This window comes from Reyranella sp., assembly GCF_965228225.1.
Lineage (GTDB): Bacteria > Pseudomonadota > Alphaproteobacteria > Reyranellales > Reyranellaceae > Reyranella.
This window is the reverse complement of the sequence record NZ_OZ245801.1, coordinates 2,995,200-3,011,045: the sequence shown is the minus strand read 5'-3', so window position 1 is coordinate 3,011,045 and position 15,846 is coordinate 2,995,200. Positions and strand designations below refer to the sequence as shown.

Below are 15,846 nucleotides of genomic sequence, written 5' to 3'. Positions count from 1 at the left end.
AGGCTGCCTTCGGCGGATAGATAACCGAACTCCGCGAAAGTCGCATCATTTCGGTTGCTGACGTGCCCATTCGTAGGCGGCGACCGCGGCGGCGTTCGAGACGTTGAGGGCCGAGAGCGCGTCGCTGGTGGGAATCGTCACCAGCCGGTCGCACTTCTCCGTGGTCAGCCGGCGCAGCCCTTCGCCTTCGGCGCCCAGCACGATGCAGGTCCGGCCCTTGAGGTCGAGGTCGCCGATCCGCGTGTCGCCGCTTTCGGCCAGCCCGTAGGTCCAGAACCCGGCCTCCTTGAGCTGGTCGAGGGCGCGGGCGAGGTTGACGGCGCGCACCAGCGGGACGACCTCCAGGGCGCCGGAAGCGGCCTTGGCCAGGGTGCCGGTGTCCGACGGGGTGTGGCGGTCGGTCACGATCACGCCGGCGGCGCCGAACGCCGCGGCCGACCGCAGGATGGCGCCCACATTGTGCGGGTCGCTCACCTGGTCGAGGGCCAGGACGAGGGCATTGTCGCCGCAGCGCGCCAGGATATCCTCGAGGGCGGGCTCTTCCAGGGGCGCCACGAGCGCGGCGATGCCCTGGTGGACGGCGCCGTTGGGCAGGCGCTGGTTCAGGTCCTCGCGCGAGGTGATGGTCTTGTCCGTCTTGCCGATCTCGGCGGCATGGGCGTCGGCCATCTCCTTCGTCACGAACACCCGTTCGATCCGGCGGTCGGGGTTGGCGAGGGCCGCGAGCACGGCGTGACGGCCGAAAATCCAGATGGACTGGTTGCCGGTGCGGGATTGGCGATGGGGACGATTTGGGCGAGGGGGCATGGCGAGCCTTGTATGGCGCGGAGCGGGTGTGGGCAAATCCCGTGTCGCCGGGCCGTATTGGACGAACGGGCGCGACCGGCTGCCGCGCGTTTTGTTCCCATCGCAAGGAAGTGCTTGCTAGTCACGGAAAGCCACTGTATCTCCCCGCGCCTACAGGCTTTTTCCGTTTATGCCGGTTGGGACGGAGGGGTGGCCGAGCGGTCAATGGCAGCAGACTGTAAATCTGCCGACTTCGCGTCTACGAAGGTTCGAATCCTTCCCCCTCCACCAGCGGTTCATGGCGAGAGTGGTTCTGTTTGGGTGTTGCGGGTGTAGCTCAATGGTAGAGCAGAAGCCTTCCAAGCTTACGACGAGGGTTCGATTCCCTTCACCCGCTCCAGGTTTGGCTAAGTCGGCCAGTTAAGTTCGGTCTGTGTAGAAGCTGAAGCATCACGAGGGTCGCGACACCATGTCGAAGGCAAAGTTTGAGCGGAACAAGCCGCACTGCAACATCGGAACGATCGGTCACGTCGATCATGGCAAGACGTCTCTGACGGCTGCGATCACGAAGATCCTGGCGAAGACGGGCGGCGCGACGTTCACGGCCTACGACCAGATCGACAAGGCCCCGGAAGAGCGCGAGCGCGGCATCACGATCTCGACGGCGCATGTCGAGTACGAGACGGCGAACCGTCACTACGCGCACGTGGACTGCCCGGGCCATGCCGACTACGTGAAGAACATGATCACGGGCGCGGCGCAGATGGACGGGGCGATCCTGGTGGTTTCGGCGGCCGACGGCCCGATGCCGCAGACGCGCGAGCACATCCTGCTGGCGCGCCAGGTCGGCGTTCCGGCGCTGGTGGTGTTCATGAACAAGTGCGACATGGTCGACGATCCGGAGCTGCTGGACCTGGTCGAGCTGGAAGTGCGCGAGCTGCTGAAGAGCTACCAGTTCCCGGGCGACGACCTTCCGGTGGTGCGGGGCTCGGCGCTGATGGCGCTGGAGGACAAGAACCCGGAGCTCGGCGAGCAGGCGGTTCTGAAGCTGATGGAAGAGGTCGACAAGTACATTCCGCAGCCGGCGCGCGACAAGGACAAGCCGTTCCTGATGCCGATCGAGGACGTGTTCTCGATCTCGGGCCGCGGCACGGTGGTGACGGGTCGCGTCGAGCGCGGCATCGTGAAGGTCGGCGAGGAAGTCGAGATCGTGGGCCTGAAGGCCACGACGAAGACGGTGGTCACGGGCGTCGAGATGTTCCGCAAGCTGCTGGACTCGGGCGAGGCGGGCGACAATATCGGCGCGCTGCTGCGCGGCGTTGGCCGCGAGGACGTGGAGCGCGGCCAGGTTCTGTCGAAGCCGGGCGCGATCACGCCGCACACGAACTTCGAGGCGGAAGCCTACATCCTGACGAAGGAAGAGGGCGGCCGTCACACGCCGTTCTTCACGAACTACCGTCCGCAGTTCTACTTCCGGACGACGGACGTGACGGGCGTGGTGACCTTGCCGGAAGGCACGGAGATGGTGATGCCGGGCGACAACGCGCGGCTGGTGGTCGAGCTGATCCAGCCGATCGCCATGGACGAGGGCCTGCGCTTCGCCATCCGCGAGGGCGGCCGCACCGTCGGCGCCGGCGTCGTCACCAAAGTCGTAAAGTAGTGCTATAAGAGGATCGCCGCCGGCACCAATCCGGCGGCGATGGTCTGCAGGAGTGTAGCTCAGTTGGTAGAGCATCGGTCTCCAAAACCGAGGGTCGTGGGTTCGAGTCCCTCCGCTCCTGCCATTTTTTGAAGATTGGCGATCATGACGACAAAGAATCCGATCGAGTTCGCCCGAGAAGTCAGAGCCGAGGTGGCGCGCGTCACTTGGCCGACTCGGCGCGAAACCATGATCACCACCAGCATGGTGTTCATCTTTGTCGTAATCTCCTCGCTGTTCTTTTTGGTGGCCGACAAGGTCATTGGCTTCGTCGTGAAGCTTCTCCTCGGGGTTTCCTGACATGGCTCATCGCTGGTACGTCGTTCACGCCTACTCGGGCTTCGAGAACAAGGTCGCCCAGTCGATCCGTGAACAGGCCGGAAAGAAGGGTCTGGACGACGAAATCACCGAGGTCATCGTTCCGACCGAGGAAGTCGTGGAAGTCCGCCGCGGCAGCAAGGTCAATACCGAGCGCAAGTTCTTCCCGGGCTACGTCCTCGTGAAGATGGATCTGACGGACGACTCCTGGCATCTGGTCAAGAACACGGCCAAGGTCACGGGCTTCCTGGGCGGCGGTGGTCGCGGCAAGCCGGTGCCGATCTCCGAAGCCGAAGCCAGCCGCATTCTGAAGCAGGTCCAGGAAGGCGTGGAGCGTCCCAAGCCCGCCGTCAGCTTCGAGATCGGCGAGCAGGTCAAGGTGGCCGACGGTCCGTTCGCGTCGTTCAACGGCACTGTCGAGGACGTGGACGAGGAACGGGCACGCGTGAAGGTTGCCGTTTCGATCTTCGGCCGGTCGACCCCGGTCGAACTCGACTACGCACAGGTGGAAAAGATCTGATTCGTTCCCATATCGGTGGACAAGATCAGGGTTGTGGCGGGCGGTCTTATTTGGTAGATCGCGCGCCCTTGGGAGGGCTGGCCGTGCGCCGGCCTTTTCTCATGAGGTGGGTTGAGGCCGAAAATCCTTTGGGATCAAGGACTTGATCATTTTCTGGTGCGGGAGGCCTGCCATGGCCGGACCGCGCCGCCCACAGGAAAGGGGCATGCATGGCTAAAAAGATCCAAGCCTACGTCAAGCTGCAAGTGCCGGCTGGCAAGGCCAATCCGTCTCCGCCGATCGGGCCCGCGCTCGGTCAGCAGGGCGTCAACATCATGGAATTCTGCAAGCAGTTCAACGCGAAGACGCAGAAGATGGAGCCGGGGATGCCGATCCCGGTGGTCATCACCGTGTTCCAGGACCGCAGCTTCACCTTCGTCACCAAGACGCCGCCGGTGACTTATTTCCTTAAAAAGGCGGCCGGCATCGAGTCGGGCGCCAAGACGGTCGGTACGCAGATCGTCGGCAAGGTCACGACGCAGCAGGTTCGCGAGATCGCCGAGCAGAAGATGCCCGATCTCAACTGCGATACCGTCGAGTCGGCGATGGCCCAGGTGGTGGGCTCGGCCCGCTCGATGGGCCTCCAGGTGGTGGAGTAGGACCATGGCCCAGGGCAAGCGTTACAAGACGGCGTCCGCCACGGTCGACCGCGAGAAGATGTACCCGCTCGAAGAGGCGGTGAAGATCGTCAAGGCCAATGCCAAGGCGAAGTTCGACGAGACCATCGAGGTCGCGATGAACCTCGGCATCGATCCGCGTCACGCCGACCAGGCGGTGCGCGGCATGATCGAGCTGCCGAACGGCACCGGCAAGTCGGTGCGCGTCGCGGTGTTCGCGCGCGGTGCCAAGGCCGAGGAAGCCAAGGCAGCGGGTGCCGATATCGTCGGCGCCGAGGACCTGGCGGAGAAGATCAACGCCGGCGAAATGAACTTCGAGCGCTGCATCGCCACCCCCGACATGATGGGCGTGGTGGGTCGGCTGGGTAAGGTCCTGGGCCCGCGTGGCCTGATGCCGAATCCGAAGCTCGGCACGGTGACGCAGGACGTGGCCGCGGCCGTCAAGGCCGCCAAGGCCGGCTCGATCGAGTTCCGCGCCGAGAAGGCTGGCATCGTTCATGCTGGTGTGGGCAAGGCCTCGTTCAGCGAGGAGGCGATCACCGCCAACGTGAAGGCGCTGATCGCGGCGATCAACCGGGCCAAGCCCAGCGGCGCCAAGGGCACCTTCATCAAGAAGGTGTCGCTGAGCTCGACGATGGGGCCGGGCATCAAGCTCGACCTGGCGACCGCGGTCGCCTGATCGCTGTCGGGAGATTTTGAGAGATTCCGCCGCGGGCCGTGAGGCCGGCGGCGGGAGGAGCGAAGAGGCCTCCAGGCCTCCAGCTCCACCTGTCCGAGACCACCGGTACTCGACCCTCGCGGGTCGGGCTTAATGGGGAAACCCGCCAGTGCAGACGGGGGCAAGGGAATCGACGCTGCACCTTCAGGTGCGCGAACGCGCCCGAACTTCCGGGGCAGGCGAACCGGACCGCGAGGTCTCCGTTTCGCGCTAACCCGCTAACGGAGGCTGCGTAGTCTGTAACGCAGCCGGTCCGATCCGGATCCTCCGGGTTGGACCATAGTTGGAGAAAGCCGTGAATCGTTCGGAAAAGGCCGAAGCGATCGTCGAGCTGAACCAGATCTTCAAGGACGCCAATCTGATGGTGGTTACCCGCCAGTCAGGTCTGACCGTCCAGGAAGTGACGGACCTGCGTCGCAAGATCAGGGCAGCCGGCGCAAGCTACAAGGTCACGAAGAATCGGCTCACGCTGCGTGCCCTCGAGGGTACGCCCTTCACGGCGCTCGGCCCCATGTTCACGGGACCGACTGCCATCGCCTATTCCAAGGATCCGGTCGCAGCGGCGAAAGTCGTCGCGGCCTATGCCAAGGGCAACGAAAAGCTGACCATCGTCGGCGGTTCTCTGGATGGTGAGACATTGGACGTCGCTGGCGTCCAGGCTCTCGCCACCCTGCCGTCCCTCGATGCTCTGCGCGGCAAGATCATCGGTCTTCTACAGGCCCCGGCGACCAAGGTCGCTGGCGTGCTCGTGGCGCCCGCCGGTCAGCTGGCTCGTGTGTTCGGGGCTTATGGAGCCAAGGAAGACGGCGCGAAGGCAGCGTAAGTCTTTATCAATCGACATCACGTTTATCGAAGTTCGGGTTACAGGAGACTAAAATGGCTAATCTCGAGAAGTTGGTCGAAGAGCTGTCGGCCCTGACGGTCCTCGAGGCCGCTCAGCTCAGCAAGCTGCTGGAAGAGAAGTGGGGCGTCAGCGCCGCCGCTCCGGTCGCCGTCGCCGCCGCTGCTGGCGCGGCTGCCGCTCCGGTCGAGGTGAAGGACGAGTTCACCGTCGTTCTCGCCGCCGCCGGCGACAAGAAGATCAACGTCATCAAGGCAGTCCGCGAGATCACCGGTCTCGGCCTCAAGGAAGCCAAGGACCTGGTCGAAGCCGCGCCGAAGGCGGTCAAGGAAGGCGTGCCGAAGGCCGATGCCGAGAAGCTCAAGGCGAAGCTCGAGGCCGAAGGCGCCAAGGTCGAGCTCAAGTAAGACTTTTTACCGGCCGGGCCGGCTTCCTTCGGGAGGCCGGCCCGATCGGGCCTCTTCTCCGAACGGACTTCCCCGAGGGGTCCGTTCCGACAAGTGGCCCTCTGCAACGGATGGGGCGAACGGCTGGCGGGCCGGGAGCTCCGAGAAAGCAGCGGGTGTTTATCACCGCCCTTGAACCTTCGAGGACGCAGGATGGCCACGGCCTTCAACACGCGCAAACGGATTCGTCGTTTCTTCGGCCACATCGAATCGGTGGCGCCGATGCCAAACCTCATCGAGGTTCAGAAGAGCTCCTACGAGAGCTTCCTTCAGCGCGTCACGCCGGCGGCCAAGCGCACCCAGTCGGGTCTCCAGGAAGTCTTCCGCGGCGTGTTCCCGATCAAGGACTTCGCCGAGCGCGCCAGCCTCGAGTTCGTCAAGTACGAGTTCGAGGAGCCCAAGTACGACGTCGAGGAATGCCAGCAGCGCGGCATCACCTATGCCGCCCCGCTCAAGGTCACGCTGCAGCTCGTGGTGTGGGATATCGACGAGGAAGCCGGCTCGCGCTCGATCCGCGATATCAAGGAGCAGGACGTCTACATGGGCGACATGCCGCTCATGACGGACAACGGCACCTTCATTGTGAACGGCACGGAGCGCGTGATCGTCTCGCAGATGCACCGTTCGCCGGGCGTCTTCTTCGACCATGACAAGGGCAAGACCCACAGCTCGGGCAAGTACCTGTTCGCCGCCCGCATCATCCCCTATCGCGGTTCGTGGCTCGACTTCGAGTTCGACGCCAAGGATCTGATCCACGTCCGCATCGACCGTCGCCGCAAGATTCCGGTGACGACGCTGCTGCTGGCGCTGGACAACGACGCCACCTGGAAGAAGCGTACGTCTGCGATCGCCAAGGGTCAGACACTCGACCCGTCCGACGCCCAGGGCATGTCGCCGGAAGAGATCCTGGCGGCCTTCTACGGGCAGGTCGACTACACGCGGGGCGAGGACGGCTGGAACACGCCGTTCGATGCCGAGTCGATGCGCGGCGTTAAGCTGACGCACGATCTGGTGAACGGCAAGACCGGCAAGTCCGTCGCCGACGCCGGCACGAAGATGACGCCGCGCCTGCTCAACAAGCTCAAGGAAGCGGGCCTGACGGACATCCGCGTCATGGCCGAGGAGCTGATCGGCCGCTACGCGGCGGTCGACGTCATCAACGAGAAGACGGGCGAGATCTACGTCGAAGCCGGCCAGGAGATCACCGAGGCCGTGCTCGAGATGTTCGCCGAGAACGGCATCGACGAGCTTCCGACGCTCGCCATCGACCACGTCAACGTTGGCCCCTACATCCGCAACACTCTGGCAGCGGACAAGAACTCGAACCGCGAAGAGGCGCTGCTCGACATCTACCGCGTCATGCGCCCCGGTGAGCCGCCGACCCTCGAACAGGCCGAGACCCTGTTCCAGGGCCTGCTGTTCGACATCGATCGCTACGACCTGTCGCCGGTCGGCCGCGTGAAGATGAACATGCGCCTCGATTTCGAGAACGTGCCCGACACGCAGCGCACGCTGCGCCGCGAGGACATCCTTGCGGTCGTCAAGGTGCTGCACGGCCTCAAGGACGGCCGCGGCGAGATCGACGACATCGACCATCTCGGCAACCGCCGCGTTCGCTCGGTCGGCGAGCTGATGGAGAACCAGTACCGCGTCGGCCTGCTGCGCATGGAGCGGGCGATCCGCGAGCGCATGAGCTCGATCGACATCGACACGGTGATGCCGCACGACCTGATCAACGCCAAGCCGGCGGCGGCGGCGGTGCGCGAGTTCTTCGGCTCCTCGCAGCTCTCGCAGTTCATGGACCAGACCAACCCGCTGTCGGAAGTCACCCACAAGCGGCGCCTGTCGGCGCTTGGACCGGGCGGTCTGACGCGCGAGCGCGCCGGCTTCGAGGTGCGCGACGTGCATCCGACGCATTATGGCCGCATCTGCCCGATCGAGACGCCGGAAGGCCCGAACATCGGTCTGATCAACTCGCTGGCGACCTATGCTCGCGTGAATCAGTACGGCTTCATCGAAAGCCCGTACCGCAAGGTCGTGGCCGGCCGCGTGACCGACGAGGTCGTCTATCTGTCCGCGATGGAGGAGGGCCGATACACGGTGGCCCAGGCCAACGCCGAGATCGACGCCAAGGGCAAGTTCGTGTCCGAGCTGGTCCAGTGCCGCAAGGGCGGCGAGTACATTCTCGGCCGGCCGGAGACGATCGATTTCGTCGACGTCTCGCCTAAGCAGATCGTGTCGGTTGCCGCAGCGCTGATCCCGTTCCTCGAGAACGACGACGCCAACCGCGCGCTGATGGGCTCGAACATGCAGCGTCAGGCGGTGCCGCTCATTCAGGCCGAATCGCCGCTGGTCGGCACCGGCATGGAAGAGGTGGTGGCCCGCGACTCGGGCGTCGCCATCTCGGCGCGCCGCACCGGCATCGTCGACCAGGTGGACGCGATGCGTATCGTGGTGCGCGCGACGGACGATGTCGGCCCGAATCGCCCGGCGGTCGACATCTACAACCTGTTGAAGTTCCAGCGCTCCAACCAGAGCACCTGCATCACCCAGAAGCCGCTCGTCAGGGTTGGCGATCATGTCAAGAAGGGTGACATCGTGGCCGACGGCCCGTCGACGCAGAACGGCGAGCTCGCGCTCGGCCGCAACGTGCTCGTCGCGTTCATGCCGTGGAACGGCTACAACTTCGAGGACTCTATCCTCCTCTCCGAGCGCATCGTGCGCGATGACGTCTTCACCTCGATCCACATCGAGGAGTTCGAGGTCATGGCCCGCGACACCAAGCTCGGTCAGGAAGAAATCAGCCGCGACATCCCGAACGTCGGCGAGGAGGCCCTCAAGAACCTCGACGAGGCGGGCATCGTCTATATCGGCGCCGAGGTGAAGGCGGGCGACATCCTGGTCGGCAAGGTGACGCCCAAGGGCGAGAGCCCGATGACCCCGGAAGAGAAGCTGCTCCGTGCCATCTTCGGCGAGAAGGCCGCGGACGTGCGCGACACGTCGCTGAAGGTGCCGCCGGGCGTCGAAGGCACCGTCGTCGAGGTGCGCGTGTTCAATCGCCGTGGCGTCGACAAGGACGAGCGCGCGCTCGCCATCGAGCGCGACGAGATCGAACGTCTCGCCAAGGACCGTGACGACGAAAAGGCCATCCTCGAGCGCAGCTTCTACAGCCAGCTCCAGGAAATGCTGATGAACCAGGTGGTCGCCGGCGGGCTGAAGGGCCTGAAGCCGGGCACCAAGATCGCCGACAATGTGCTGGGCGAGTACACGCCCGGCCAGTGGCGCCAGATCGCCGTCAAGGCGGACAAGAAGCAGGCCGAGATCGAGGCTCTGAACAAGCAGTTCGACGAATCGATGAAGCGCCTGCAGGACCGGTTCGACAGCAAGGTCGACAAGCTGCAGCGCGGCGACGAGCTGCCGCCGGGCGTGATGAAGATGGTCAAGGTCTTCGTCGCGACCAAGCGCAAGCTGCAGCCGGGCGACAAGATGGCCGGCCGTCACGGCAACAAGGGCGTCATCTCGCGTATCATGCCGCTCGAGGACATGCCGTACCTGGAAGAGGGCGGTCCGGTCGACATCGTGCTCAACCCGCTCGGCGTGCCGTCGCGCATGAACGTCGGTCAGATCCTCGAGACCCATCTCGGTTGGGCCGCGTCGGGTCTCGGCAAGAAGATCGGCAAGATGCTCGAGGACGCGCGCGAGATCTCGGTGTCGCAGATCAAGAAGCAGCTGCGCGAGATCTACGGCGAGAAGAGCTTCAAGGCCGACATCGCCGACCTCAGCGACGAGCAGACGATCGAACTCGCCCGCAACCTCAGCAAGGGCGTGCCCTTCGCGTCGCCGGTGTTCGACGGCGCGCACGAGCCCGACATCGTCGAGATGCTGGAAATGGCCGGTCTCGACCGGTCCGGCCAGGTCACCCTGGTCGACGGCCGCACGGGCGAGCCGTTCGACCGCAAGGTGACCGTCGGCTACATCTACATGCTGAAGCTGCACCATCTCGTGGACGACAAGATCCACGCGCGTTCGATCGGACCGTACAGCCTGGTTACCCAGCAGCCGCTGGGCGGCAAGGCACAGTTCGGCGGACAGCGTTTCGGCGAGATGGAAGTGTGGGCGCTGGAGGCCTACGGCGCCGCCTACACGCTGCAGGAGATCCTCACCGTCAAGTCGGACGACGTGGCCGGCCGCACCAAGGTCTACGAGGCCATCGTGCGCGGCGACGACACCTTCGAGGCGGGCATCCCCGAATCCTTCAACGTGCTGGTCAAGGAGCTGCGCTCCCTCGGCCTCAACGTCGAATTGAACCAGTCGGTCACCTGAGGGTGACCGGCCTCCCGACTTCGAGAATTACGTCCACAGAACAGTAGGACAACAATGACCGACCTTATCAACGTACTGGGCCAGCCGCAGGGCACCCCGACCTTCGACGAGATCCGCATCTCGATCGCCAGCCCCGAGCGCATCCGCACCTGGAGCCACGGCGAGATCAAGAAGCCGGAGACCATCAACTACCGCACGTTCAAGCCGGAGCGTGACGGCCTGTTCTGCGCCCGCATCTTCGGGCCGATCAAGGACTACGAGTGCCTGTGCGGCAAGTACAAGCGCATGAAGTTCCGCGGCATCACCTGCGAGAAGTGCGGCGTCGAGGTGACCCTCACCAAGGTGCGCCGCGAGCGCATGGGCCATATCGAGCTGGCCTCGCCGGTGGCGCACATCTGGTTCCTGAAGTCGCTGCCGAGCCGCATCGGCCTGCTGCTCGACATGACGCTGCGCGACCTCGAGCGCATCCTGTATTTCGAGAACTACGTCGTCAGCAATCCCGGCCTGACGCCGCTCAAGTACCGTGAACTGCTGAACGAAGAGCAGTACCTCAACGCGCTCGACGAGTACGGCGAGGGCTCCTTCGAGGCCGAGATCGGCGCCGAGGCGATCCGCGGCATGCTGCAGGCGATCGACCTCAACGAGGAGCGTCCCCGGCTGCGCGAGGAACTGCGCGAGACGACGTCGGAGGCCAAGCGCAAGAAGCTCGTGAAGCGTCTCAAGCTCTGCGAGAACTTCATCGAGTCGGGCGCCCGTCCGGAATGGATGATCCTCGAGCTGGTGCCGGTGATCCCGCCCGAGTTGCGTCCGCTGGTGCCGCTCGACGGCGGCCGTTTCGCGACCTCGGACCTGAACGACCTCTATCGTCGCGTCATCAACCGCAACAACCGCCTCAAGCGGCTGATGGAGCTGCGCGCGCCCGACATCATCGTGCGCAACGAGAAGCGCATGCTGCAGGAGTCGGTCGACGCCCTGTTCGACAACGGCCGTCGCGGCCGCGTCATCACGGGCGCCAACAAGCGTCCGCTGAAGTCGCTCAGCGACATGCTGAAGGGCAAGCAGGGTCGCTTCCGCCAGAACCTGCTCGGCAAGCGCGTCGACTACTCGGGCCGTTCCGTCATCGTCGTCGGTCCGGAACTCAAGCTGCACCAGTGCGGCCTGCCGAAGAAGATGGCGCTCGAACTGTTCAAGCCGTTCATCTACTCGCGCCTGCAGAACTATGGCATGGCCAATACGATCAAGGCCGCCAAGCGCATGGTCGAGAAGGAGCGGCCGGAAGTGTGGGACATCCTCGAGGAGGTCATCCGCGAGCATCCCGTGCTGCTGAACCGCGCGCCGACGCTGCACCGCCTGGGCATCCAGGCGTTCGAGCCGGTGCTGATCGAGGGCAAGGCGATCCAGCTGCATCCGCTGGTCTGCACGGCCTTCAATGCGGACTTCGACGGTGACCAGATGGCGGTGCACGTGCCGCTGTCGCTGGAAGCCCAGCTCGAGGCGCGCGTGCTGATGATGTCGACCAACAACATTCTGTCGCCGGCGTCGGGCAAGCCGATCATCGTGCCGTCGCAGGACATCGTTCTCGGCATCTACTACATCACGCTGGAGCGCGAGGGGGAGCCGGGCGAAGGCTCGCTGTTCTCCCAGATCGGCGAGCTGGAGCACGCTCTTCACAGCCGCACGCTCTCCATGCATGCGCGCATCAAGATGCGTCTCGAGGCCTATGACGACAAGGGCGTGTTCGCGACCCGCGTCGTCGAGACCACGCCGGGGCGCATCCTGCTGGCCCAGATCCTGCCCAAGCACGAGAACCTGCCATTCTCGCTGATCAACCGCCTGCTGACCAAGAAGGACCTGCAGAACGTCATCGACTCCGTCTACCGCCACTGCGGTCAGAAGGAGACGGTGATCTTCGCCGACCGCCTGATGGGTCTCGGCTTCTATCACGCCTGCCGCGCCGGCATCTCGTTCGGCAAGGACGACCTCGTCATCCCGACGGCGAAGGTCAAGCTGGTCGCCCAGACCAACAAGGAAGTGAAGGAATACGAGCAGCAGTACCAGGACGGCCTCATCACCTCCGGCGAGAAGTACAACAAGGTCGTCGACGCCTGGTCGCGTTGCTCTGACCGGGTCGCCGAGGAAATGATGAAGGGCATCTCGACGCCGCTGCCGGGCAAGCCGGTCAACGCGGTGTGGATGATGGCCCATTCAGGAGCGCGCGGTTCGGCGACGCAGATGAAGCAGCTGGCGGGCATGCGCGGTCTGATGACCAAGCCGTCGGGCGAGATCATCGAGACGCCGATCCTGTCGAACTTCAAGGAAGGCCTGTCCGTGCTGGAGTACTTCAACTCCACCCACGGCGCCCGCAAGGGACTGGCCGACACGGCGCTCAAGACGGCGAACTCGGGCTACCTGACCCGCCGTCTGGTCGACGTGGCGCAGGACTGCATCATCATCGAGGAGGATTGCGGCACCGAACGCGGCCTCACGATGCGCGCGGTCGTCGACGGCGGCGACGTGATCGAGCCGCTCTCGGAGCGTGTTCTCGGCCGCACGGCGCTGGACGACATCATCGATCCGCTGACCGGCGTTGTGATCTGCAAGGCCGGCGAGCTCATCGACGAGGTCGGGGTCGAGCAGATCGACAAGGCCGGCATCGAGGAGCTTCGCATCCGCTCGGTGCTGACCTGCGACACCAAGGTCGGTGTTTGCGGCAAGTGCTACGGTCGCGACCTGGCCCGCGGCACGCCGGTCAACATCGGCGAGGCGGTCGGCGTCATCGCCGCCCAGTCGATCGGTGAGCCGGGAACGCAGCTCACGATGCGTACCTTCCACATCGGTGGCGCCGCGCAGCGCGGCGCGGAGCAGTCGAACATCGAAGCCAGCCACGACGGCACCATCCAGGTGCGCAACCGCAACGTCGTCATCAACAGTTCGGGTGTGCCGGTCGTCATGGGCCGCAACACCGAGCTGGTGCTGATCGACGGGGCCCAGCGCGAGCGGGCCAAGCATCGCGTGCCGTATGGCGCGCGCCTGCTGGTCGACAGCGAGACGCTGGTCACGAAGGGCCAGAAGCTCGCCGAGTGGGATCCGTACACCCTGCCAATCATCACCGAGAAGGCGGGTAAGGCGGTCTATGTCGACCTCGTCGAGGGCGTGTCGATGCGCGAGGTGATCGACGACTCGACGGGTATCTCCAACCGGGTCGTGGTCGACTGGAAGGGACAGCCGCGCGGCGGCGATCTGCGTCCGCGCATTGCCATCCACGACGCCGACGGCAAGCCGATCATGCTGGCCAACGGTCAGGAGGCCCGGTACCTGCTGTCGCTCGACTCGGTTCTGTCGATCGAGAACGGCCAGGACGTCAATGCCGGCGACATCCTCGCGCGTATCCCGCGCGAGGGCGGCAAGAACCGCGACATCACGGGCGGTCTGCCCCGCGTGGCGGAGCTGTTCGAGGCGCGCAAGCCCAAGGATTTCGCGATCATCTGCGACATCTCGGGCCGCATCGAGTTCGGCAAGGACTACAAGAGCAAGCGCCGCGTCCTGATCGTGCCGGAAGGCGAGGGTGCGGAGCCGGTCGAGTACCTGATCCCGAAGGGCAAGCGCATTGCCGTCCAGGAGGGCGACTATGTGGAGCGCGGCGACCTGCTGATCGACGGCAACCCGGTCCCGCACGACATCCTGCGCGTGCTGGGCATCGAGAAGCTGGCCGAGTATCTGGTCAACGAGATCCAGGAGGTCTATCGCCTGCAGGGTGTGAAGATCAACGACAAGCACATCGAGACGATCGCGCGTCAGATGCTGCAGAAGGTCGAGATCACCGAGGCCGGCGATACGACGTTCCTGATCGGCGAGCAGGTCGACAAGGCGGAGTTCGAGATCGAGAACGCCAAGGTCCTCTCCGAGAAGCTGAAGCCCGCCAAGGCGGACCCGGTTCTGCTTGGCATCACCAAGGCGTCGCTGCAGACCAAGTCCTTCATCTCGGCGGCCTCCTTCCAGGAGACCACCCGCGTGCTGACGGAGGCGGCGGTCGGTGGCCGTGTCGACACTCTGCAGGGTCTGAAGGAAAACGTCATCGTCGGCCGCCTGATCCCGGCGGGTACCGGCGGAGTGGTGAACCGGCTCAAGGCCATCGCCGCCCAGCGCGACCGGGCGATCCTGGCTGCGGGCGTCGAGAGCGAGGACCAGCCGGTCCCGACGCTCGAGGAGGAGCGGGCGGCCGACTGAGTTGGCCGCGCGCCTATAAGATCGGAAAGGCCGCCCTCCGGGCGGCCTTTTCAAATTGTGGCTTGGGGCGGCAGGACCCCCTAAATCTGGTTGTCAGAATCTTGCGCTTCGTACGCCCCGCGAGTCAGGAACGAGTCGGAAACGCTCGGCCGGAAAATATCCAAGGATATCAAGGCCCCAAGGAGCGGAGTCCGCTTGACGCATTGGAAACGCGGCCATATAAGCGCGCCACCTCGTCGGAGGGGCTGGTGGTTGGCGTAAGCCAAAACGCAGCCTGACGCCGAGGACCGCTACAAGTCAGGCCTGTAGGCCACAAAGCTATCTTTTCCGCGCGGGGCTGCGCTTTAGCCGCTATGCCCGCGCAATTGCTTTGTGTCTTTGCGTCGATGTTGGGCGGACCCGAGACGGCGTTAAGGAAACCGGAAATCAATGCCGACTATTAACCAATTGATCCGCAAGCAGCGCCACGGCCTGAAGGCCCACAACAAGGTGCCGGCGCTGGAAGCTTGCCCGCAGAAGCGCGGTGTCTGCACCCGCGTGTATACGACGACGCCGAAGAAGCCGAACTCGGCGCTGCGCAAGGTCGCCAAGGTGCGTCTCACCAACGCCTACGAGGTGGTGAGCTACATCCCGGGCGAGGGTCACAATCTGCAGGAGCACTCGGTGGTCATGATCCGCGGCGGTCGCGTGAAGGACCTTCCGGGCGTTCGCTACCACATCATTCGCGGCACTCTCGATACGCAGGGTGTCAAGGATCGCAAGCAACGCCGTTCGAAGTACGGCGCGAAGCGTCCGAAGTAGGACGGAGAGGAAGAAATGTCCCGTCGTCGCGCAGCTGAAAAGCGTGTCGTTCTGCCGGATGCCAAGTTCGGCGATATCGTTCTCAGCAAGTTCATGAACACGCTGATGGAGCGTGGCAAGAAGTCGGTCGCCGAGCACATCGTCTATGGTGCTCTCGACGAGGTCGAGGCCAAGCTCAAGCAGGATCCCGTTCCCGCCTTCCACGAGGCGCTCGAGAACGTGAAGCCGGCGGTCGAAGTCCGGTCGCGCCGCGTCGGCGGCGCCACCTACCAGGTTCCCGTCGAGGTCCGCCCGGAGCGCCGCCAGGCGCTGGCGATCCGCTGGATCATCCAGGCCGCGCGCGATCGTTCGGGCCACAGCATGACCGAGAAGCTCTCCGCCGAGCTGCTCGACGCCTTCAATCGTCGCGGCAACGCGGTGAAGAAGCGCGAGGACACCCACAAGATGGCCGACGCCAACAAGGCGTTCGCTCACTACCGCTGGTAAGCGACCTCCAGGCCCTTCCTAGAAA

Annotated in this window: 12 protein-coding genes and 3 tRNA genes; 14 read left to right on the top strand and 1 reads right to left on the bottom strand. The window is 64.6% G+C overall.

Going from position 1 to position 15,846, the window contains the following annotated elements:
- Window positions 1–45 precede the first annotated feature (45 nt).
- Window positions 46–807 (bottom strand): 23S rRNA (guanosine(2251)-2'-O)-methyltransferase RlmB, encoded by a 762-nt coding sequence (gene rlmB, locus ACO07K_RS14550; protein WP_422028947.1) that lies wholly within the window; start codon window positions 805–807, stop codon window positions 46–48.
- A gap of 183 nt (window positions 808–990) precedes the next feature.
- Here rlmB and ACO07K_RS14545 point away from each other — a divergent pair.
- From ACO07K_RS14545 to rpsG, 14 genes are all read left to right on the top strand, one after another.
- Window positions 991–1,077, top strand: a tRNA-Tyr gene (locus ACO07K_RS14545).
- A gap of 35 nt (window positions 1,078–1,112) precedes the next feature.
- A tRNA-Gly gene (locus ACO07K_RS14540) sits at window positions 1,113–1,186 on the top strand.
- A 69-nt stretch (window positions 1,187–1,255) separates the two neighbouring features.
- Window positions 1,256–2,446, top strand: a complete 1,191-nt coding sequence (tuf, locus tag ACO07K_RS14535; RefSeq protein WP_298313465.1) for an elongation factor Tu — start codon at window positions 1,256–1,258, stop codon at window positions 2,444–2,446.
- 48 nt (window positions 2,447–2,494) lie between these two features.
- Window positions 2,495–2,570 (top strand) — tRNA-Trp (locus ACO07K_RS14530).
- 20 nt (window positions 2,571–2,590) lie between these two features.
- The gene (secE, locus tag ACO07K_RS14525; RefSeq protein ID WP_422012782.1) at window positions 2,591–2,785 is read left to right on the top strand and encodes a preprotein translocase subunit SecE; all 195 of its coding nucleotides are present in this window, start codon (window positions 2,591–2,593) and stop codon (window positions 2,783–2,785) included.
- Between the two features lies 1 nt (window position 2,786).
- Window positions 2,787–3,323, top strand: a complete 537-nt coding sequence (nusG, locus tag ACO07K_RS14520) for a transcription termination/antitermination protein NusG (RefSeq protein ID WP_422012784.1) — start codon at window positions 2,787–2,789, stop codon at window positions 3,321–3,323.
- Between the two features lie 209 nt (window positions 3,324–3,532).
- The gene (rplK, locus tag ACO07K_RS14515) at window positions 3,533–3,961 is read left to right on the top strand and encodes a 50S ribosomal protein L11 (RefSeq protein ID WP_298316221.1); all 429 of its coding nucleotides are present in this window, start codon (window positions 3,533–3,535) and stop codon (window positions 3,959–3,961) included.
- 4 nt (window positions 3,962–3,965) lie between these two features.
- Window positions 3,966–4,658 carry a 50S ribosomal protein L1 gene (rplA, locus tag ACO07K_RS14510; protein WP_422028945.1) on the top strand — a complete coding sequence of 231 codons (693 nt, stop codon included), beginning with the start codon at window positions 3,966–3,968 and terminating at the stop codon, window positions 4,656–4,658.
- A gap of 334 nt (window positions 4,659–4,992) precedes the next feature.
- Complete coding sequence (gene rplJ / locus ACO07K_RS14505) at window positions 4,993–5,520, top strand: 50S ribosomal protein L10 (protein ID WP_422036612.1); 528 nt, start codon at window positions 4,993–4,995, stop codon at window positions 5,518–5,520.
- 53 nt (window positions 5,521–5,573) lie between these two features.
- Window positions 5,574–5,945 (top strand): 50S ribosomal protein L7/L12, encoded by a 372-nt coding sequence (gene rplL / locus ACO07K_RS14500; protein WP_422012790.1) that lies wholly within the window; start codon window positions 5,574–5,576, stop codon window positions 5,943–5,945.
- A gap of 192 nt (window positions 5,946–6,137) precedes the next feature.
- Entirely contained in the window at window positions 6,138–10,307 is a 4,170-nt protein-coding gene (gene rpoB / locus ACO07K_RS14495) for a DNA-directed RNA polymerase subunit beta (RefSeq protein ID WP_422036611.1), read from the top strand.
- A gap of 54 nt (window positions 10,308–10,361) precedes the next feature.
- Window positions 10,362–14,534: a DNA-directed RNA polymerase subunit beta' gene (rpoC, locus tag ACO07K_RS14490; protein WP_422036610.1), complete on the top strand. Its 4,173-nt coding sequence runs from the start codon at window positions 10,362–10,364 to the stop codon at window positions 14,532–14,534.
- 429 nt (window positions 14,535–14,963) lie between these two features.
- Window positions 14,964–15,335: a 30S ribosomal protein S12 gene (gene rpsL / locus ACO07K_RS14485; protein ID WP_295145785.1), complete on the top strand. Its 372-nt coding sequence runs from the start codon at window positions 14,964–14,966 to the stop codon at window positions 15,333–15,335.
- Window positions 15,336–15,350: 15 nt separating this feature from the next.
- Window positions 15,351–15,821, top strand: coding sequence for a 30S ribosomal protein S7 (gene rpsG / locus ACO07K_RS14480; RefSeq protein ID WP_422012797.1), 471 nt, complete (start codon window positions 15,351–15,353; stop codon window positions 15,819–15,821).
- Window positions 15,822–15,846: the final 25 nt, after the last annotated feature.

Excerpts from the sequence above, each read along its gene's own strand:
- rlmB (WP_422028947.1), bottom strand. The coding sequence starts at position 807 with ATGCCCCCTCGCCCAAATCGTCCCCATCGCCAATCCCGCACCGGCAAC.
- tuf (WP_298313465.1), top strand. The coding sequence starts at position 1,256 with ATGTCGAAGGCAAAGTTTGAGCGGAACAAGCCGCACTGCAACATCGGA.
- secE (WP_422012782.1), top strand. The coding sequence starts at position 2,591 with ATGACGACAAAGAATCCGATCGAGTTCGCCCGAGAAGTCAGAGCCGAG.
- nusG (WP_422012784.1), top strand. The coding sequence starts at position 2,787 with ATGGCTCATCGCTGGTACGTCGTTCACGCCTACTCGGGCTTCGAGAAC.
- rplK (WP_298316221.1), top strand. The coding sequence starts at position 3,533 with ATGGCTAAAAAGATCCAAGCCTACGTCAAGCTGCAAGTGCCGGCTGGC.
- rplA (WP_422028945.1), top strand. The coding sequence starts at position 3,966 with ATGGCCCAGGGCAAGCGTTACAAGACGGCGTCCGCCACGGTCGACCGC.
- rplL (WP_422012790.1), top strand. The coding sequence starts at position 5,574 with ATGGCTAATCTCGAGAAGTTGGTCGAAGAGCTGTCGGCCCTGACGGTC.
- rpoB (WP_422036611.1), top strand. The coding sequence starts at position 6,138 with ATGGCCACGGCCTTCAACACGCGCAAACGGATTCGTCGTTTCTTCGGC.
- rpoC (WP_422036610.1), top strand. The coding sequence starts at position 10,362 with ATGACCGACCTTATCAACGTACTGGGCCAGCCGCAGGGCACCCCGACC.
- rpsL (WP_295145785.1), top strand. The coding sequence starts at position 14,964 with ATGCCGACTATTAACCAATTGATCCGCAAGCAGCGCCACGGCCTGAAG.
- rpsG (WP_422012797.1), top strand. The coding sequence starts at position 15,351 with ATGTCCCGTCGTCGCGCAGCTGAAAAGCGTGTCGTTCTGCCGGATGCC.